The sequence below is a fragment of the Mesorhizobium abyssinicae genome (assembly GCF_049887195.1).
Lineage (GTDB): Bacteria > Pseudomonadota > Alphaproteobacteria > Rhizobiales > Rhizobiaceae > Mesorhizobium > Mesorhizobium abyssinicae.
The window spans coordinates 168,196-188,259 of the sequence record NZ_JARAKC010000004.1 but is presented as its reverse complement, the minus strand read 5'-3'; the positions used below and the strand labels follow the sequence as shown (position 1 = coordinate 188,259).

The 20,064-nt window shown below is 59.9% G+C and carries 18 protein-coding genes; 10 read left to right on the top strand and 8 right to left on the bottom strand.

Annotated elements, in window-relative coordinates; genetic code table 11:
* Positions 1-330: 330 nt before the first annotated feature.
* The 6 genes from PU724_RS11280 (at position 331) to PU724_RS11255 (ending at position 4,375) form a co-directional block, all read left to right on the top strand.
* Positions 331-1,089: an SDR family oxidoreductase gene (locus tag PU724_RS11280; protein ID WP_354422238.1), complete on the top strand. Its 759-nt coding sequence runs from the start codon at positions 331-333 to the stop codon at positions 1,087-1,089.
* A 69-nt stretch (positions 1,090-1,158) separates the two neighbouring features.
* Positions 1,159-2,142, top strand: coding sequence for an alpha/beta fold hydrolase (locus tag PU724_RS11275; RefSeq protein ID WP_426213186.1), 984 nt, complete (start codon positions 1,159-1,161; stop codon positions 2,140-2,142).
* Between the two features lie 92 nt (positions 2,143-2,234).
* Positions 2,235-2,651, top strand: coding sequence for a cupin domain-containing protein (locus tag PU724_RS11270; protein ID WP_354422241.1), 417 nt, complete (start codon positions 2,235-2,237; stop codon positions 2,649-2,651).
* Positions 2,652-2,696: 45 nt separating this feature from the next.
* Entirely contained in the window at positions 2,697-3,134 is a 438-nt protein-coding gene (locus PU724_RS11265) for a CBS domain-containing protein (RefSeq protein WP_354422243.1), read from the top strand.
* Between the two features lie 87 nt (positions 3,135-3,221).
* Complete coding sequence (locus tag PU724_RS11260) at positions 3,222-3,680, top strand: carboxymuconolactone decarboxylase family protein (RefSeq protein WP_354422245.1); 459 nt, start codon at positions 3,222-3,224, stop codon at positions 3,678-3,680.
* 47 nt (positions 3,681-3,727) lie between these two features.
* A complete protein-coding gene (locus tag PU724_RS11255; RefSeq protein WP_354422247.1) occupies positions 3,728-4,375 on the top strand; it encodes an HD domain-containing protein in 648 nt (215 codons plus the stop codon).
* Positions 4,376-4,448: 73 nt separating this feature from the next.
* Here PU724_RS11255 and PU724_RS11250 read toward each other — a convergent pair whose 3' ends face one another.
* The 5 genes from PU724_RS11250 to PU724_RS11230 form a co-directional block, all read right to left on the bottom strand.
* Positions 4,449-5,147, bottom strand: a complete 699-nt coding sequence (locus tag PU724_RS11250; protein ID WP_354422249.1) for a response regulator transcription factor — start codon at positions 5,145-5,147, stop codon at positions 4,449-4,451.
* Positions 5,137-5,526: a response regulator gene (locus tag PU724_RS11245; protein WP_354422251.1), complete on the bottom strand. Its 390-nt coding sequence runs from the start codon at positions 5,524-5,526 to the stop codon at positions 5,137-5,139. Before PU724_RS11245 ends, PU724_RS11250 begins: the two co-directional genes overlap by 11 nt.
* Positions 5,527-5,529: 3 nt before the next feature.
* Complete coding sequence (locus PU724_RS11240) at positions 5,530-6,171, bottom strand: response regulator transcription factor (RefSeq protein ID WP_354422253.1); 642 nt, start codon at positions 6,169-6,171, stop codon at positions 5,530-5,532.
* Entirely contained in the window at positions 6,168-8,981 is a 2,814-nt protein-coding gene (locus tag PU724_RS11235) for an MASE1 domain-containing protein (RefSeq protein WP_354422255.1), read from the bottom strand. Before PU724_RS11235 ends, PU724_RS11240 begins: the two co-directional genes overlap by 4 nt.
* 604 nt (positions 8,982-9,585) lie before the next feature.
* Positions 9,586-9,978, bottom strand: a complete 393-nt coding sequence (locus PU724_RS11230; RefSeq protein ID WP_354422257.1) for an SPW repeat protein — start codon at positions 9,976-9,978, stop codon at positions 9,586-9,588.
* A gap of 1,646 nt (positions 9,979-11,624) precedes the next feature.
* Between PU724_RS11230 and PU724_RS11225 the strand changes: the two genes are divergently transcribed.
* From PU724_RS11225 to PU724_RS11210, 4 genes are read left to right on the top strand one after another with little or no spacing between them, the layout of a single operon-like run.
* A complete protein-coding gene (locus PU724_RS11225; RefSeq protein ID WP_354422259.1) occupies positions 11,625-13,184 on the top strand; it encodes an ABC transporter substrate-binding protein in 1,560 nt (519 codons plus the stop codon).
* A gap of 44 nt (positions 13,185-13,228) precedes the next feature.
* Positions 13,229-15,031: an oligopeptide/dipeptide ABC transporter ATP-binding protein gene (locus tag PU724_RS11220; RefSeq protein WP_354422261.1), complete on the top strand. Its 1,803-nt coding sequence runs from the start codon at positions 13,229-13,231 to the stop codon at positions 15,029-15,031.
* A complete protein-coding gene (locus tag PU724_RS11215) occupies positions 15,028-15,891 on the top strand; it encodes an ABC transporter permease (protein ID WP_354422262.1) in 864 nt (287 codons plus the stop codon). Before PU724_RS11220 ends, PU724_RS11215 begins: the two co-directional genes overlap by 4 nt.
* Entirely contained in the window at positions 15,892-16,881 is a 990-nt protein-coding gene (locus PU724_RS11210) for an ABC transporter permease (RefSeq protein ID WP_354422264.1), read from the top strand. It abuts the gene before it with no gap.
* On the opposite strand, the gene PU724_RS11205 is transcribed toward PU724_RS11210, so the two are convergent.
* The 3 genes from PU724_RS11205 to PU724_RS11195 all read right to left on the bottom strand — a co-directional run bounded on the left by PU724_RS11205 (position 16,871) and on the right by PU724_RS11195 (position 20,046).
* Entirely contained in the window at positions 16,871-18,709 is a 1,839-nt protein-coding gene (locus tag PU724_RS11205) for a PAS domain-containing sensor histidine kinase (protein WP_426213185.1), read from the bottom strand. The two genes, PU724_RS11210 and PU724_RS11205, sit on opposite strands and share 11 nt — an antisense overlap.
* A gap of 97 nt (positions 18,710-18,806) precedes the next feature.
* Entirely contained in the window at positions 18,807-19,463 is a 657-nt protein-coding gene (locus PU724_RS11200) for a response regulator transcription factor (protein ID WP_354422268.1), read from the bottom strand.
* A 397-nt stretch (positions 19,464-19,860) separates the two neighbouring features.
* A complete protein-coding gene (locus tag PU724_RS11195) occupies positions 19,861-20,046 on the bottom strand; it encodes a (2Fe-2S)-binding protein (RefSeq protein ID WP_354422269.1) in 186 nt (61 codons plus the stop codon).
* Positions 20,047-20,064: the final 18 nt, after the last annotated feature.

Genomic DNA, 20,064 nt, shown 5'->3' with positions numbered 1-20,064 from the left:
CCGAGGATCAGGACGGCGCACGAAGACGGATAGGATGGCCTACCGCAAGGTCCCGAGGACGCAGTTGGATATGTGCGGGAGGATCGACCAGCTACGCCGATGGTCCATTCGACCAATGCACCGGTACCACCCTTCGCTCCATACCGACTAGAACTCCCCATCTCTGAAGGCAGAGACGCTAGACATTCGCATCAAACGACAGATGCTTCCGTTCGATAGTTCGGTGGGGCGTCTCCGTCGCATTGTTTGCTGCGAAGACGAGTGATGTCGGCCTGGTGGCCGTCTCAATCAGCCAACCAATGCCTGGGATGCGAACAAGGAGGTTCGACCATGAAAATCGTCGTGATAGGCGGCACCGGACTCATCGGCTCGAAGACGGTCGAGAGGCTGCGCAAGAAGGGCCATGAAGTGCTCGCTGCGTCGCCGAATTCGGGTGTCAATACGATCACAGGCGAAGGATTGACCGAAGCGCTTTCGGGAGCGCAGGTCGTCATTGACCTGGCGAATTCGCCATCATTTGAGGACAAGGCCGTCCTGGAGTTTTTCGAGACCTCCGGGCGAAATCTGCTCTCCGCCGAAAAGTGGGCTGGCGTGAAACACCATATCGCGCTCTCTATCGTGGGCGCCGAGCGCCTACCCAAGAGCGGATACATGCGCGCCAAGATGGCCCAGGAGAGACTGATCTGGGACTCGGGGATACCGTTCACCATCGTCCATTCGACGCAGTTTTTCGAATTCCTGGGCGGCATCGCGCAGTCGGGAACGGTGGGAGATGTTACAACAGTTTCGTCTGCCTATTTTCAGCCGATCGCCTCCGACGACGTCGCCGACATCATGACCGACGTGGCGCTTTCGCCGCCGGTCAACGGCGTGATCGAGATCGCCGGCCCCGCGCCGGTCCGCATGAGCGACCTTGTCGCGAAGTTTCTGAAGGCGACGAACGATCCGCGCAAGGTGAATGCGGATCCCCACGCCCCATATTTCGGCACTGAGTTGGATGACCGGTCACTCGTCCCCGGCGATCACCCGCGAATCGGCGCCAAGCGCTTCGAAGACTGGTTCAGCCACGCCTCGCCTCAGCCGCACTAGGCGACCCACCCGACCGCGCGTTGCGCGACGTCGCGCGAGCGTCGAGCGCGAAACACGAAGGAACAAACAATGGAATCGCACCATCCTTCCCACCCTCGCGCATCGCGCCGCGATGTCTTGCTAGGCGCCCTTGCCGCAACGGCTGCGGTCGGCCTGTCGCGAGCCACGACGGCACAAGCGGAAGGGAAGCAAAACCTTGCCTCTTCCACCGCAACCAAAGGATCAACAACCATGAGCACAATCACCACTAAGGACGGAACGGAAATCTACTACAAGGACTGGGGCACTGGTCCGGTCGTCACCTTCTCTCACGGCTGGCCGCTGAATGCCGACGCTTGGGATGGCCAGATGCTCTTCCTCGCCCAGAACGGTTTCCGCGTTGTCGCACACGACCGGCGCGGGCACGGCCGGTCGAGCCAGGCTTCCTCCGGCAACGACATGAACGGATATGCCGATGATCTCGCTGCCGTTATCGAAGCGCTAGACCTCAAGGACGCCACGCTCGTGGGTCACTCCACTGGCGGCGGCGAGGTCGCCCGCTATATCGGCCGGCACGGAACCAGCCGGGTTGCCAAGGCAGTTCTCATTGCTGCCGTTCCGCCGATCATGCTGAAGACCGAGGCCAACCCTGAAGGTCTGCCGATGGAGGTCTTCGACGGCATTCGAGCCGGCGTCGCCGGCGATCGGTCGCAATACTACAGGGACCTCGCGCTCGCCTTCTACGGCGCCAATCGGTCAGGCGCCAAGGTCTCGCAGGGCACGTTGGACCAATTCTGGCTATGGAGCATGCAGGCCGGCGCAAAGAACGCCTATGAGAGCGTCAAGGCATTCTCAGAGACGGACTTCACCGAGGACCTCAAGAAATTTGATGTCCCGACGCTGGTCCTGCATGGGGAAGACGATCAGATCGTGCCGGTCAAGGACTCTGCGCGGAAGTCGGCAAAGCTGATCAAGGGCGCCAGGGACATCTACTATCCGGGCGCGCCGCACGGCATCACCGCCACGCATCAGGACCAGGTCAACGCCGAGTTGCTCGCCTTCATCAAGTTATAGGCTCGCGCCGCGTCCCCCCAGCGAGAGCCCGATCGCCGGTCGTCCCTCCCCGGCCGGCGATCCCCCATCCAGCCTCCGAACCGGAGCCAACAATGATCAAGACCATCTTGTGCACCGCTGCTATCGCAACCAGTCTCGCCACGGGCTCAGCGCTCGCCCATGATTCCCATGGCGACAAGGCCGCGCTGATCTACGACCACCCGCTGCCCAACGTGCCGGGCAAGAGCATGCGCGCCGTGCTCGTCGAATACGAACCAGGCGGCACGTCTGCGGGACATACGCATCCAAAATCCGCGTTCATCTTTGCGACGGTTCTCGAAGGCGCAATCCGCAGCCAGGTCAATGACGGGCCGGTCACGACATATCGCGCCGGCGAAAGCTTTTCCGAATTTCCAGGCGACCACCACGGCGTCAGCGAAAATGCCAGTGCGACCGAACCCGCCAAGCTTCTGGCTGTGTTCGTCGTCGATACCAGTGAAACCGAGCTGACCACATACAACGACGACTGAGCTCGAGCATCTCACGGATCGGTTTGAATATGGAGGACGGCTGCAATGCTTGTCGACAAAATACATGCGTTGACCTCGCCACGCCTTGCCGTGATCGATGTCAATGCCACTGTGCAAGCGGCCGCCCTTTCGCTTTCCAGGCCCGGCATCGGCCTGGTTGTGATCTGCAATGGCGGCGGGGGCGCCGAAGGCGTGCTGAGCAAATCTGACCTCGTTCGCCATCTCGTCAGTTCGGCGTCGTCAGTGCCGCCAGTTTCAGCCCTGATGAGCAGACAAATCGTTTCGTGCACGCCGGAGGATGATTTGCATGAGGTGTGGCAGACAATGGCTGCCACTAACCTGCAGAACATGCCCGTAGTCGACATAGGCGCCAAGCCTGTCGGTATGCTCGACATACGCGACGCGATGAAAGTGCTGTTCGAGCGGGAAGAGATCCAAGAGCAGATACTCTCCGACTACGTTGCCGGTGTCGGCTATCGCTAACCGCGATCGTCAGCCGTCGGCGCGACGAAACAGCGCCGAGGCCACTGCGAAAAAATGAAACCTTCAATCGACATCATGGAGTCTCACATGACCAAGCGTCTGAATTTCCTGGCCCGCAAGAATGGCGGCATCGAAGGTCTCGTCGCCATCGAGAGTTGGCTTGCCAGCAGCTTCGATCCGAAGCTGCTCGAACTCGTGAAATTGCGGGTATCGCAAATGAACGGCTGCGCGCATTGCCTGCACATGCACCGGCAAGACGCCATCAAGCTGGGCGAGACCGACGACCGGCTGCTGCTGCTCGATGCCTGGCGCGAGTCTGCCCTTTACACGGAACGCGAGCGGGCCGCTCTCGCCTGGGCGGAAGCCCTCACCCGCATCTCTGAAACCCATGCGCCTGACGGTGTCTACGAGGAGGCCCGGAAGGCCTTCTCGGAGGATGAACTCGTCGCGCTATCGATCGGCATCGCCACGATCAACGCCTGGAACAGGCTGGCGATCGGCTTTCGCCTGCAGCATCCCGCGGATCGCATGCGCGCCGCCGCTTGAAGTCGGACCGGCAAAACCGGTCGGAATGCGTTGAGGAGACAATCGAGATGACCGGAACCACAAGCCGGATACTAGCAGGGGTGTCGGTACCCGATACCCCGCTCGTCCAACAGGCACTCGAATATGCTCGGAGAGAGTGCGAGGACTATCTGTTCAATCACGTCGTCCGCTCCTGGTTGTTTGCGGCACGGCTTGGGCAGCTCCGCAACATCGATCACGACGCGGAAGTCGTCGCGGTCGGGACGTTGTTGCACGACATCACGCTCAACGAGCGTTTCGATGGTCCGCGCCGTTTCGAAGTCGAAGGTGCGGATCTGGCCAGGTCCTTCTCGCGACAAGCCGGCATTGACGAGCGCCGGGCCCAGCTCATCTGGGACAGCGTGGCTCTAAACTCCACCCCGTCGATCGGTCTCTACAAGGAAGCGGAGGTAGCCCTTAGTACCGCCGGGGTCTGCCTGGACGTTGTCGGACTCGACTACGAGACCATCCCTGCAGCTGAAATTGCCGATATTGTAGCTGAATTTCCGCGGCTCGAGATGAAGCAACGCATGACACGGTGCTTCTGCCATATCGCCAAGACGCACCCGGAAACGACCTACGACAACTTCGCCCGGGACTTTGGCGAACGCTTCGTGCCCGGCTACAGGGTCCCCTCTTCGGTCGACATCGTGTCGAACGCTCCCTTCGAGGAATAAGCCTGGGCCTCAGCTCTGTGCCGGCGACAAGTTTCTCTTCGAGCACCGACATCCCGCCAATGGCGACAGGGGATCAAGTTGAGGACGTGGCCGCGGCCACATCGCGCATCGCGGGCGGCAATGTTTCCCAAGCCCGAATGAGCTCGCCGACTGATGCCACCTCCATCTTGCGCATGACATTGCCGCGGTGGAGCTTGACGGTGACCTCGCTGATCCCGAGGTCGAACGCGATCTGTTTGTTGACTCGACCCCGCGCGACTTCGCGCAGAACTTCGCGTTCGCGCGGTGTCAGTGTCTCAAACCGTTCGACATTGCGCTTGACGATCCCCGCAGCGGCCCGTCGAGTGGCGTCCATCGCAATCCCCGCCGTAACGGCGTCTAGCAGGGTTTGATCACGCGCCGGCTTTGTGAGAAAGTCGATTGCGCCGGCCTTCATCGCCTGAACGGTCATCGGAATATCGCCATGCCCGGTCAGGAAAATGATCGGCTTGGAGTTACCGCTTTTTGCCAGACGATTCTGCAGGTCGAGACCACTCGCTCCTGGCATGCGCACGTCGAGGATCAAGCAGCCAGGCCCGTCCAATACGTCGGCGTCGAGAAGCTCGCGGGTCGAGGCAAAGCAAATCGACTGGAAGCCCGCCGATAGGATCAGCTCGGACAGCGCTTCACGAACAGACGCATCATCATCGACAATGATGACTAGCGGCTGCTCCACTTCTTGCTGCTTCGATAGCGGTGCCGATCTCCGCGGGAGCGGCTGCTCACTTGTCATGATCATCCTCCACTTTTTGATTGCGCAACGCGTCGCCGACCGCCGCAAGCAGGGCTTTGGCATCGAAGGGTTTGCGGAAAAACCCGCTAACGCCCTGCGCCTGGTCCTGATCGGCTATCTCGTGGCGGCCCGTGATCAGGAATACCGGCAGCTCCGGACGCACCTCCTTCACAAGTTTGCGAAGTTCAAAGCCGTCAACGCCAGGCATCCCAATGTCGGTGATAACCACGTTCACGCTCGACAGGCCGCTGGCAAGCAAAGACCGACCCGACGAGAAGGTACGAGCAGTATATCCAGCCGACTCTAGGAGTTCCTCCACCGATTCGAGCATTCTCGGATCATCATCGACAATCGCTACGATGGGTCTTTGCTTATTCACTTCTCAGCCTTCTCTCGCTCTGCGCGAGTGGGTAATCGGTATCTTCAATTTCTCAGCGATGCGCACCAGGTCGGCAAGTGACGCCGCTGCCATTTTCTGCATGACATTCCTTCTATGGATTTCCAGGGTAACCTCGCTGATTCCCAATTCAACGGCGGCTTGTTTGTTGAGCAGGCCGCTCACTACAAGCGCCAGCACTTCGCGTTCGCGCGGCGTCAAGTCGAGATAACGTTGGTTTAGCGCTTTAAGGTCGGCGCGTTCGGATCGTTGGTCCTGGTCCTGTGCGATCGCAGCATGGATTGCGGCCATCAGCTCCGAGTCGCTGAACGGCTTCGTCAAGAAATCCACCGCACCGTGCTTGATCGCCCTTACAGATGACGGGATGTCGCCGTGGCCCGTCACGAAAACGATCGGCGGATGATTGCCCTCCGAGATCTGTCTTTGCAGATCAAGGCCATTGATATCAGGCAGCTCAACGTCGAGGATGAGGCAGGCTGGAACATCCGGCTTTTCGATGCTGATGTACTCGCCCGCCGATCTAAATGTCTTGGCCCGTATTCCGTGCGACAACAACAGCTCGCTGAGCGCCTCGCGGATCCGTGCGTCATCATCGACGACGTAGACAATATGGTTCTCGGTCGTCATGCCGCAGCTTTCGCTTCGACCGGCAGGGTGAAGATGAATTTTGCGCCGTGTGGTTCATTCTTTTCTACCCACAACCGGCCACCGTGTGATTGTACGATCGACCTGCAGATCGCCAGTCCCATTCCCAAGCCTTCGTCTTTTGTTGTGAAGAACGGCTCGAATATCTTGTCAGGGGACTGCACACCTGCACCGCGATCGCTGACCTCGATCTGGATGGCGTCTGCGGTCTGGCGCACGCGCAGGCCGAGAACTCTGGGGTCCGGGGCAGAAGCCATTGCTTCGGCGCCATTGCGCATCAAATTGACCACCACCTGCAGAATCTGCACACGGTCGATCGCCACGAGTGGAAGGCCGCGTTCGACATCCATTTCAATACGAATGCGAAGTCGCGCAACCTCCTCGGCCATGAGATCCAGAGCTTCGCCCACGATGCTATCCAGCGCCGTCGAGCTTCGAGCTTCCGTAGACTGCTTGAACAGCGCGCGAGTGCGGCCAACGACATCTGCAGCGGAGTTGGCGTCACGGATAATGCGTTCGGCCGTGATCTTCGCGCGCTCGAGATTTGGAGGATTCGCGGACAACCAACGATGACACGCATGTGAGTTGGCGACGATCGCCGCCAAAGGTTGGTTCACTTCGTGGGCGATAGACGCCGAGATTTCGGCAAGGCTCGCCGCCTGACTTGCTCGCGCAAGACGTTCTTGCGCCACGCGGAGCGCATCTTCAACACGCAATTGTGCCGCTTCGGCACGCTTCCTTTCAGTCAAGTCGAGGATGTAGGCCACCCCTTGCCTATAGGTGCCCTCGAAGCAGGCGGCCCCAATCAGAACAGGCACCCGACTGCCATCCTTCCTAAAGAACTCCTTCTCGCGGGCTTCCATCTTGCCAGTGCGCGCTATCTCTTCGGCCTCCTCGCGGGCATGCACCTCCTGCCATTCCGGAGGCGTCATCACCAACCAATCAAGGCCGGATTTCAAATCGTCGCGGTCGTATTGGACCATGCGCAGGAACGCGTCGTTGGCGTCGAGCAGCATTCCATCAAGATCCCAAAAAACGATCCCGATGATATCGGAGTCGATTAGCCGCCGAATCCTGGCGTCTCGCTCCTCAATGTCCCTGTAAAGCCGCACCTCATCGTCGATGTCGATGGCGGCCGTGTACCATTGGATGATCGAGCCGTTTTGATCCCGCAGCGGCTCCCCGCGACTTTTCATCCAGCGATACACGCCATCCGCACGGCGCAGGCGATATCTGATGGAGAAGGGCTCGCCAGTGAGAAAACCGCGGCGAGCCATTTCGCTTAGCCTTTCTACATCATCGGGGTGAACCGCAGCTTTGATCCAGGCGAACAGGCGGCTCGTGCCTGGCTTGTCGGTGTCGGCTACGTCGAAACCGAGGTAATCTACTAGCTGCTTGTTGAAGAAGGTCAGTTCGCCGTCTGGCTTCTGGCGCCCGATCATGGCCGGAACCATGTTTACGAGGTACGAAAGTTCGCGCTCCCGGTCGCGCAATGCCTCCAGTGCGCGCATCTCATCGTCGATATCCAGGGAAACGCCGTACCATTCTGCAACCGCTCCATCCTCGTCACGCCGTGGTTCCACCCGGCATTCCGCCCATCGGTAGTCGCCGTCCTTCTCGCGCCAACGAAACCGCATCGTCGAGGCGTTGCCGGTTGCGAAACAGTTCTGCAGAGTCCGCTGCACCTCGGACGCGTCCTCGGGGTGCGTCAGTTCCTGCACCAATGTTTCGATAGGTGGGGATTGGGGAAGATCGAAGGTCGGGACAACAGCGTGGAAATGGTCCTGATATCGCTTGTTGAAGTACAACGGCTGGCCCGTTGACGTCGCGCTCCACACGCGGACCGGAAGTGCATCGATCATCCGCTGAAGCTGGCGCTCGCGTTCGCCCAATGTGCGCAGCGCCAACTGGTGCTGCCTGGATATGGCGGCAACGATGAGCGCCGAGAAGGCCGAAATGGCCAGAAACAACTGCAGCATGACGTGTTTTTGCTTCAGCGTTTCGGGGTCGCCAGCAAATTGGCTGGCGCCGGATATCGTAAAGACCGCCGTAATCAGCGCGAGAAGGACCAAGGCGACGGCGGCGCCCTTGAATTCAAAACGCACCGCGGCCCAAAGAAGAGGCGGCATGATTATGTAGGCAAAGGGCAGGTAAGCGCTGAGTGAAAGAATTGCCACACCAAGAAAGATCAGCCCTAGGATGCAGATCTCCATCCAACGCGCCCTTGAGACCAGAGCGACGTCACGCCAGTTGTGGAATACGACGAGCGCCAGCGGGGCCACGATCAGGACCCCTGTTGCGTCGCCGATCCAGAATAGCGGCCATGCCGCCGCGAAGGTTTGTGATTGCATACCAAACCACGCAAGGGTGGCACTTCCGACGGTCGCGCTTGCGACAGGCGCGATTCCGGCGGCCAATACCACGAACGCGAGAACTTCCTGTAGCGTCTCCAGCCGGACCGGCCGCTTGCAGGTTAGGCTTACGAGCCATGCGCCGAACATGGCTTCAAGAGCGTTGCCGGCGAAGATCAGGAATGCCGCAGGCAGCGGACTGTGGAACCACAGGAGATTGCTGAACAGTTCGGCGAGACAGCCCGTCGCTACCCACCACGGCCAGCTAGGCCTGGAGGCGAAGACCAGCGTAGCGATGAAAAGTCCGCTCGGCGGCCAGATGGAAATACCTGTTCCGGGCACGATTGCGAGCAACTGAGCGAATCCGCAGCCCAGGACATAGGCGGCAAAAAAAAGCCCCAGGTGCGCGAATTGAGGACGATGCGACCAGACGTGCATCATTGGCTGCTTCTCCAGAACGATCAAAGCATGGAGCCCGTTAGTGCTGGGTATAGCACTGGTGCTTGGTGTCTGGATCTGGCCTGGCGAACTCACGCCCTCACCATAGTCCCAACATACCCCGGGCACACCTCATGGAAATCCATGAGCAGAGACGAACCCTAAAACGATCCGAGCGTATGTACCCCGCCTCCCTGTTGGGGAGGGCGCGATTTCCCATGCTCACTTCATGAGTAAGGTGCTTACCTTTCAGCGACCGGCAAAAAGCTTTTAATGGCGGGCATTCTCGGACATTTCGTCCTCCGGGTGAATCCCGCATAGCAGTAGACCTCCAGACGCGGATGGCCCTGAAGAATTTATTTGATAGAGGTGCTGCAGGTCGATCAGGTGTCGGGCTAGCTCGCTTCATCCGATCGTCTAGGATTTCTGATACTTCGGTAGAACTCGTTTTACCGAACCATTGAACGTCCAGCCTCGCTTGTTAGCAAGGCAGGCGTTACAGCCAGGATGCGCGGTAGCTTCCCGTTCATTGTTTCGGGCCATCGCTTCCTGAGAACGGCCGCAACAAATCGGCGCGGCCGTCCTTGGCGGTCAGGCTTTGACCATATTACCTGCGGGCCTCGAAATTGGTGCTCGAGGGCACCGCGGACTTGCGACTTGCCGCAAGCTGCATGACAGCGATCGTCGCAACGCAAAGCCCGATCACGACGTGCGTCCACATCGGTCCCTGCACCGAACCGAATCCGAGCAGGAATGGAGCGATCGCCGCCCAGCATCCCACGGTGAGATTGGACCATTCGGTCCAAGTCCCATAGCGATAGAGCGCCACGGCAGAACAGCATACAATCAGTGTGCCCGTGATCCCTGCGTTCCAAGCCGCGAGGGGCAACCCGGCGAACTTGATCGCAGCGCAAGCCAGGCATGCACCGAGAATGAGGTTGGTCCATTCCAACCCTTTGCTTGGTACTTCACTTATCATATTCTTCTCCTTTGATTTCATACGGTGGCCTGTCCATGCGAAATTACTGGAATCGCGGCAGGTTTTAGGAGAATGATACAGTCAGATGCGCTAGACTATTCTACGCAGGCATCTGTCTGGCGATGCAAAGGGCTAGGGCAGTTAGTCGCCAGGACGGTCCTACGCGCCAAGGCTACAGGAGTGGCTATTCCAATCGTCGAATCAGCGCGTTGTCTTCCACCCGGACCGAGTCGCGATGGTCATCTACTTCCCGATACAGGGACTCGGCCTAACCGTGGGCGATCGCTGTGCGACAATCTAGATTTGGAGCAGCCCCTCGCCCGCTATACGGCCGGGAGCCTCTTCTCATGAGTTGGCTTGCGGTCGTTGGCCGGAGCGCGAGTTGGTGACAACCATCGGCGGCTGGAGCTCGGCAACGTAGCGTTCCCAGAGGCGGTGCCGACCGGCTCGTATGGCCTGCATCAATGCCCGCCTGATGCGCGCACCAATGGTAGTCGCCATCAAGCGAGTTCTTCACCCGCTTGTCTTGGTAGCCCACCACCTCGCCGGTTGATTGAATGACGTAGCCTTCCGACTTTTCGAGCACCACCGACGACTGCACTTCCTTGCAGTCAATACTGCTGCATCATGCCCACGGATACTTCCACCCGGTCGGGGCGCGGTGTGCGATGGCCTGTCCAGGAAGGCCGAGGATACCGGACAGAAGTAGTGGACTTAACAGGCGATTTGAACGGGCCGAAACCATCCGACAGGATCCTCCAAGGTGTGTCTCTCTTGGCGACCTCCCAGCACATCTGCGAGCAAAAGTAATAGTGGAACGGCCGCTGGTAAAAAGTAGAACCGCAGTGGATACAATTCATCGACGGCCTCCAAGGTATGCGCCGCTGTTGACGGCCTGCCGACTGGACTTGGCTCAATTCAACCTTGATCGCGCGACGTGCGCAGGCGGGTCCCGGGCCCCGCATATAGTGGAGCTCTGGCCTGTAGCGGGGTGCGAAGAATTCGCGGACCGCAGATGCCAATTGTGCCGCTAGTGATATCGCCAGCGCAGTCCGGGCTACGAAAGCTGGCACGGCAAGACACGTGTGGCGCAACGGCATTCGCGTGTGCTCGTACATTGACTCCTCCTAGAGGATTGCGGCTGTGTGGGACAGGATGCGCCGACCCCACCCGCGAACCAATTCTGCAAGGGTATCTGCGACTCGATGCCATGGTGTTGGCGGGCTGCGCCCGGTGGATGGCGACCCCGATCACAGTTAACCTCGGACCGATGCCTCAGTGTGCGAAGACTAGGCCTAGGCGACAGGGTGTATACATCCTCTACACAATGCCGCCCGGCCGGATCAGAGTTGATGTCGGCCGCAGTGCTTTTCAGGAATTCCCTCGGCCCGAAAGACTTTGCTGAGCCGGCGTTCGCGTTCCGCAATCTATGCCTAAGGATAGAGTATCCTCTGCCCGAGACTCATAGACTGTTATCGGTGAGCCGTCGTATGGTGCAACCAGGCAGTGTATTGTCTGGCTGACAGCGCCGATGTGGAGCGACGAAGGGTAGTCTCGGCGACATCGACAGATGCTGAGTTGGACAAGTGCCCTCTTCGGCCAAGGATTCGAGTGCATATGGCTTGCCGCAGTCCCTCGCCGAAAGACCAGGCCAACGGGGACATTTGATGCAAACGTCCTACTCTCGTCCTGCCAAACAATCTTCCAGGCTCGGCTTTGGCCTCCGTATGCTGGGACTCGCGCTCGGCTTGCTGCTTTGGGCGGCGCCGGCGTTCGCTCAGGAGATCCTGCGCATTCCGTATGTGACCGATATCGGCACATTCGATCCGGACAACGGGTTTGAGACCGGCGCGATGAGCGCAATCAACAACGTCTACGAAGGCCTTGTCGAATACCAGCCGAGTTCGACCAGAATCGTTGGTCGGCTCGCCAAGAGTTGGGAGATTTCAGACGACGGCCTGACTTACACATTTCACCTGGTGGATGGCGTCAAGTTCCATGATGGCACGCCATTCAATGCGGCAGCTGTCATAACGTCGTTCGAAAGGCGCCGTGACCGTGGGCTGAGCTTGAGCTACTTCCTCGCCAATGTGAAAGACATGAAAGCTTCCGACAATTCGACAGTCGTCCTCACACTGGGCCATCCTCAGCCGTCGCTCCTCGACGCCCTTTCCAGTCCGTGGGGGCCCAAGGTCATCAGTCCCGCAGCGCTGGCCGAGCATGACAAAGGCGACTTCGCGAAGACCTGGCTCAATGAGCATGCGGTCGGTACCGGTCCATTTAAACTGGCCGAATTCAAACGCGGTCAGCGCTATGTACTCGAACGCAACGATGACTACTGGGGCGACAAACCGTTCTTCCGGCAGATCCAGATCTCTGTCGTGCCCGATATCAGCCAGCAGATACTTCAATTGCAGGCGGGTGCGATCGATGCCGTGCCGATCAACTATCCTTTCGCCCAACTCGCAAGCTTGCCAAAGGGTCTGGAGATCACCGCCGCCCCCAGCATGATACCGTATGATCTCTTCGTTAAGCCGAACTCGCCCCTCGACGATGCGGAGGTCCGCAAAGCCGTTTTGACCGCAATCAACCCGGCGCTGTGGGTCAAGGACGCCTTTGGAGAATTCGCCAGCTTGTCAAAGTCGGTATATCCGAATGTCATGCTCGACCCAGTGAATCCTATCCGGTTCCCAACCGACCTCGAGGCAGCCAAAGCCGCGATCTCCAAGCATGGCGCGGTCAATTTGGTCATTGGCCTCCATAGCGCGGCTCCGAGCTACAGCCGCATCGCCGACCTGATGATAGCACAACTGGCGTTGATCGGCGTAAAAGCAACGGCTTACGTACTGCCCTCCGGCGCTGCCTACACCTTGAAGCACAACCCAAACCCTCCCGATTTGCTGCTCACCATCGCGGGGCCGGACGCCGCTCATCCGGAGAACCAGGCCAAGGTGTTCTTCACGAAAGATGGCGTCCTTAATTTTTTTGGCCGGGTCGTGCCGGAAGCGGATGCCATAGTGGACCAGGCAGGGAAGTTGACCGACGTCAAAGAACGGGACGCTCTCTACGAGAGAGCGGGGCAGATGTATTTCGATGCCGGCATCGTGATCCCGCTCGTCAACGTCGACGATGTGGTTGTCCACGCCAAGGGTCTGAAGGACCTTGGACTTCGTCCTGTGTACCCACCTGGCAACATCGACTTCAGCACCGTTCGCTGGGGACACTGAACTCCAGCCCTCCGGTTCGTTCGCAGCTCACGCCCGCACTGCAAATGATCAAGCCTTCGCCCCGAATGTCCGAACCCGCGACCGAGTCCGTCCTCGCCGTCAAAGACCTCTCGGTCTTCCTCAGCCGCGAAGGCCGTCCTTCCCGCGTCCTTGACGGCATAAGTTTCGACATGTTTCCGGGCGAGATCATTGCGCTGGTCGGGGAAAGCGGTTCTGGCAAGACAAGCATCGGGCTAACACTTCAGGGGCTCCTGCCGCGCGAAAACCTGCCGCAGGTCGGAGGCTCGATCCGGCTTGCGGGGATCGAGCTTGTCGGCGCGGGACGGCGCACCTGGCAGTTGGCCCGTCGCCAACTCGTCCGTGCCATCTCGCAAGATCCGATGGGCGCACTCAATCCCACGATGACGATCCGCCGCCAGATGCGAGAATCCAATGGGGAGGCCGAGGGATCGATCGAAGACTGGCTCCGCCGGACCGGCTTGCCTGACCCGGACCGCATCGCCGATGCGCTTCCGCATCGCCTTTCCGGGGGACAACGTCAGCGCGTGCTGATCGCCATGGCGATGATGGCAAGACCGAAGGTACTTATCGCCGACGAACCGACCACCGCGCTCGATGTAACCATGCAGGCGCAGATCCTCGACCTGTTGCGCGGTCTCGCCCGCGAGCAGAGGACGGCAATTCTATTCGTGACCCACGATCTGCGTGTGGCGGCCTCACTGGCGGACCGCATCCTGGTTCTCTACGCCGGACGCATCGTTGAAATGGGACGCATGCAGGACGTAGCTCGAAAAGCCGCACACCCCTATTCCGCCGGTCTGCTCGCTACTCGATTCGATCTGGACTCTGATCGACGGCGCCCGCTTCCCACGCTCCCGTCCGAGCGCATACCCTCCGTAACCATCGAGAACGCCTGCGCCTACGCGACACGTTGCCCGATTGCCCAGCCAGATTGCACGGCGATCCGCCCATCGCTGGAGCCTGCTTCCGCCCACAGTGGCGCTGTCGCCTGCCTTTACCAGGAACAAACTCCGTTGCTCTCAACGCATGGCGCGGGGGCGGAACCATGGCCACCCCAGGCGATCCAGCAAACCGCTGCCTTGAGGTTGTCGAACGTCGGGAAAACTTATCCGACAGGCGCACGATCGTTTTGGGGACCGCGTCAACCGCAGCCAGTTCTCAGGTCGGTCAACCTCTCGATCAAGCTCGGCGAGTGCGTGGCGCTGGTGGGCGAAAGTGGCGCCGGCAAGTCCACCCTTCTGAGGATTGCTGCCGGGCTCGTGGTGCCCGACAGCGGCACTGTTACTCGCTTCGACAAGATTCCACCACAAGTCGTGTTTCAAGACCCCGTGGCGGCGCTGACACCATGGCTCACGATCGGCGAGCAGATCGGCGAGCGCCTGCGTGCCGTTTCGCTGGATAGTGATTACGGGCGCCGTCGCGTCGGTGAGGCAATGAAGCTAGTCGGCCTCGATCCGGTCCTGATGGACGCGCTGCCGGCCGAAATTTCGGTCGGGCAATGCCAGCGCGCTGTTTTAGCGCGCGCGGTAATCGTCCCCCCAAGGCTTCTGCTCTGCGACGAGCCGATCAGCGCCATGGATGTGTCACTGGCGGCCACCACATTAAACCTTCTTAGCGACCTTCGGCGGCGACTCGACATGGCGATGTTGTTCGTGACCCACGATCTTGCGGCCGCCAGAATCATCGCCGACCGCGTCGCGGTGCTAAAGGACGGCGAGTTGGTCGAGATTGCCGACCCAGATGCTATCATTGCGGCACCTCAGTCCGCCTACACGCGCTCACTGATCGAGGCGATGCCGAGCCTGCAAACGGGAGGCGGACAATGACGGGCAGGCCAAGCCCGGACACCCTCCCTGCGCGACCTCGCTTCAACTGGCGCGACTTCTTCCGGCGTGCCGGTTTGCTTGAAAGCATCGGTATTGTCGGCGTGCCTATCGTTACAATTGTCGCCGTGCTGGCGCCTTGGATCACGCCGTTCGATCCGCAACTGCGCGTTGCCGGCGCCTACCTCCCACCCTCGGCCGAACATTGGTTCGGCACCGACGAGATCGGCCGCGACCTGTTCTCGCGCGTCATCCTCGGCATTCGATATACCTGGCTGCCAGGGCTTGCGGTTATCGGCTTCAGTCTTGTCGTGGGCTCGCTAGTCGGCCTGATTTCAGGGCTTGCGGGCGGCAAAGTCGATCTGGTCATCGAGCGGATCGTCGATCTGTTCCTAGTCCTTCCAGCAACACTCATCGCCCTGGCTGTCGTGGCTTCCCTCGGCCCTGGGCTCGCGAACACCATGATCGCGCTCGCGATCTTCTGGTGGATGTGGTACGCGCGCATTTCGCGGGATGAAATTCGTCGCCTGAAGGCCCGTCCTCATGTCGAGGCGGCGCTTAATGCCGGGGTCCGCGGTCCGCGCCTCCTGTTGCGCTACTTGTTGCCGGGGGTTTTCCCGGCGTTGGTCATCGGGGCGTCATTGGATGTTGCCAACATCATTATGACGCTGTCGCTGATGTCCTTCCTGGGACTTGGATTGCCTGCACCGGCGCCTGAACTCGGCGCCATGACGTCGCGCACGCTCGACAGCCTCACCGTCCATTGGTGGCTGCCGGTGCTGCCGGCCGCGATAATCTTCCTTCTTTGCCTCCTCGCCAACCTTGCCGGCGACGGCATCCGCGCGGCGCTGAGGGGGACCTAGATGCTGGCGTATCTCACCAAAAGCATCGTCGGCGCCGTCGTCGTTCTCCTAATGATGAGCTTCATCGTCTTTGGTCTCCAAAGCATCATACCCGCCGATCCAGCGCGGGCGATTGCTGGGCCGAGCGCTCCGCCAGAAGCTGTTGAAGCCGTGCGCAAGCAACTAGGACTGGACGACCCGGCTGTCGTTCAGTACGGGCGCTTCCTATCGCGCCTAACGCATGGAGATCTGGGTACGTCGGTAAGAACCCGGCGCCCAGTGTCGGACGACATACAGCAATTTCTTCCGGCCACGCTTGAACTCGGACTGACGTCGATCGCTTTGGGAGTGGCGCTCGCCGGCGTCATGGCGGCACTTCAGTTCCTCATTCCAGGATCGGCCGGCATCAGGCTCGCTTTGGTGGGAGTGGGCTCCACGCCGATCTTTCTGTCCGCCCTAGTTCTCGCCTACTTTTTCTGGTTCCGACTCGACTGGCTTCCCGGAGCAGGCAGGCTTGCATACGTCGACTTCGCAGGCCCTACGGGACTCAACGTGATTGATGGAATACTGGTCGGCCGGCCCGACGTCAGTGCCGACGCGCTGTTGCACATGATTTTGCCAGCGTTTGCACTGGCGTTGCCCATCGGCGTCGCGGTTGGGCGAAGCCTGAACGGTGCGCTTCACGACGTGATGAACCAGGCGTATGTCCGAACAGCACGCGGCAAGGGCCTTGGCGAGACTCGGGTACTGTTCCACCACGGTTTGCGCAATGCCGCCACGGCCCCACTGTCCATGCTCGGCCTGCAGGTCCGCCTTCTCTTCGGCAATCTGCTTGTTGTCGAGCGCATTTTCGGGTGGCCCGGTCTCGGTCTTTACACAGTTCAGGCTTTTGCCAGCGCCGATCTCCCGGCGGTGCTGGGCGTCGCAATGGTCTTTGGAACCCTGTACATTTTGGTCAACACGCTCATCGAGATCGGGCAGTCGATAGCCGATGCCCGAATTAGCCTCTGAGCGCGACGCCTATTGTCGCGGGTTTTGTTTCCTTGACCGAGCTGGCAGCGCCGATGGGGAGGCTGAAGGTTATCGATGCCCCCTCTGTCTCGACATTTTCGGCCCAAAGCCGTCCGCAGTGCGCCTCGACAATCGATCGGCAGATTGCCAAACCCATTCCCATTCCGTCCGGCTTGGTTGTGTAGAACGCGTCAAAAATCAGTTCCGGATTGCTAAGTCCGCGCCCGCGATCTCGCACTTCGACCTCGACTGTCCCGTCAATCTGACTTCGCGACACGATCCGCAGCCTTCGCACATTAGTGGCGACCTCCTGCATCGCTTCGATTGCGTTGCGGACGAGGTTGAGGACGACCTGTTCCATCTGAATGCGATCGGCAGCCACCGCCGGAAGGCGGGAATCGAGGTGAAGCTCCAGCTTGACGCTACTCGACGCGAGCCTGTCACCCAGCAGATCACACACTTCGCGGATCACGGCATTAAGATCGATCGCGAGCGGTTCGCCTTCAGTCTTGCTGAACAAGGCCCGGATGCGGCTGACCACCTGCGCCGCCGCGTCGGCGTTTCTAATGATCTTTTGGGCCACCCGGCTGGCGTGTTCGAAGTTTGGTGGGTCGGCGTTCAGCCATCTCTGGAACGCGCCGGCGTTGGACACGACCGCTTGCAGCGGCTGGTTGAGCTCATGGGCAATGGACACCGACAATTCGGACAGGCTAGCTGCGCGCAACGCGCGCGCAAGCCGTTCGTCAGCCAGACGTAGGGCTTCCTGAGCGCGGACCTCATCGTCGATGTCGAAATTGACGCCGTACCAGCGAAGGATCGTGCCGTCTTCATCGCGTAGCGGTTCGAAGCGAGAATCGATCCAGCGATATTCGCCATCCTTCCGGCACAGCCTGCCCTTGTGCTGGAGCGGCTCTCCACGGGCAAAGGACTTCTGGAACACGGCTTTGACGGCCGCCCGGTCATCAGGATGGAACAGTTCCACATGCGAAGCGAATTGCCGCGTGCCGCGCGGTGCCACCTTGGCCGAGTCAGTGCCCGCCCAATCGACGAACCGTTTGTTGAAATAGTACGGCAGTCCCGCCGGCGTCATCAGCCAGATCATGGTGGGAACTGTATCGACCAGGAGCCTGAGCTCCCTCTCGCTCTGGCGCAGCGCGGCTTCCGCCTTGCGCCGGTCGTCGATGTCCTCGGTGTGGCCATACCAGCCGACGATCCGCCCCCGCTCATCACGCGAGGCAACACCTGTATCGCGAAACCAGCGATAGGTGCCATCGAACCGGCGCAAGCGCTGCTCCCCGATCATGGGTTCGCCCGTCTCCAGGCTGTGGCGCCATTGCGCCATGCTCGCTTCGATATCGTCGGGATGGACAAACCTCAGCCACCAGGAGTCGTCAGCATCCATGATCTCGCGCATTTCTTCGGCGGAGACGCCAACATAATCGAGCGCTGCAGCATTGGGGAACCGTCGGCGCCCGTCAGGATTGGCGGACCAGCCTAGGCCCGGAATTTCGGCTACACCAGGTCCGGCTTGCTGGTAGACCTCGTCAAGAAAACTGATGCTTCTGAATATGTTCACCGCGAGCCAAAGGCCAAACGCGGCGGCAACAAACGCCACCAACCTGACGGTGCCATTTTCGGTCCCGTATGCCGGGAGTATCTCAGCTGAAAGCAGACTGCCCACGGCAATCGCCGCTAATCCCGTCTTCCATCCCACGCAGATACTTATAACTGCAATGGTGACCAGCAGGCCGGAAGGCTCGCCGGCAGACAATGCAAGGAAGAACGACACAGCACCAATTGCCGCAGCCACGGCGCGGCGCTGTGTCATTGACTTCAATTCCATTTTAGACCCTCTCGAAACTGCCGTGCGGCGGCTGGCTGCGCACACATCGTCCCTACAGCGAGAGCCTCGCCTCGAGTGGCATTCAACGCATCTCAGCCGGCAAAGACTGCCAGGCACCCAAGAGGTGCGTGAGGGACCTTGCATTCATCTTCCTCATCATGTTGCTCCGATGAAGCTTCACAGTGATTTCGCTGATGCCAAGATCGAATGCGATCTGCTTGTTCATCGCCCCTGCGACGACAAATGTAAGCACCTCACGTTCGCGGGGAGTGAGCGTCTCGTAAAGCGCCATGGTCTTACGTGACACGGTCGCTGCAGCTCTCCGGGCAATGTCGGCATTGACGGCTGCCGATATTGCGTCGAGGAAGGTCTGATCGCGCACAGGTTTAGTCAGGAAGTCAACCGCTCCCGCTTTCATCGCCTGCACGCTCATAGCGATGTCGCCGTGGCCCGTCAGGAATACAACCGGCGTCTGTATGCCTTTGGTCAGGAGGAGCTGCTGGAGGTCGAGGCCGCTGAGTCCCGGCATGCGGACATCGAGAACAAGACAAGCCGGGCGATCCGGAAGCTCTGCATCCAACACTTCTTGCGTCGAAGAGAACGATATCGAGTCGATGCCGACCGAATTCAGTAACTCCTGCAGGGAGTCGCGGACCTCCGTGTCGTCATCGACGAGAATCGCAATGGGCCTGCCTTCGGTTCCTGAAAATCCTCCAGGTGCTGAATCTAGCGCGCCCATGATCCTCGCCTCAGGGGAGAACTGGTGGATACGAATTGGCTGCGTTTACAAAGATAGTATCAACCGTGCGTCCACCACACGTCAACCAATGACCCTGCGGTTGATGTCTGCCGCTGGGAACCGATTGAGCGACAGGCAGTTCCGTACATGTCCCACCAACGTATGACGCCACGTCGGAAGTTAGATAGCGGAATTGAGATCGGCAGCGCTACTACGCCAAAGTGCGATCGAACATAGAGGTTTCGATGCCCAACCTATACTCCGGTATGGGTCGCAAAGCCGGGCCGCGACCCGCACGCGTAGCCCTCCTACTCGGTTGTGATGGCCTTTTGCTGCACCGAGTAGTGTGTGAGGCGCCACGGCCATTCATGCGGAGACCCGGATCGCGTGCAGGCTTTCAGGATGCGGAACGGGCCCTGCCGAACGCCTCATCCATGAGGCGGCGGATGGTGACCGCGCAGCGGCCGCACTTGGGGCTGCAACGGAGACAGCCATAGACCTGGCTGGTCGAGGATGGCCGCTCCGCCTCGACGGCGGAGCGGACAGCCTGATCGGTCAACACATTGCAGGAACAGATGATCATGATGGCGACGTCATCAAG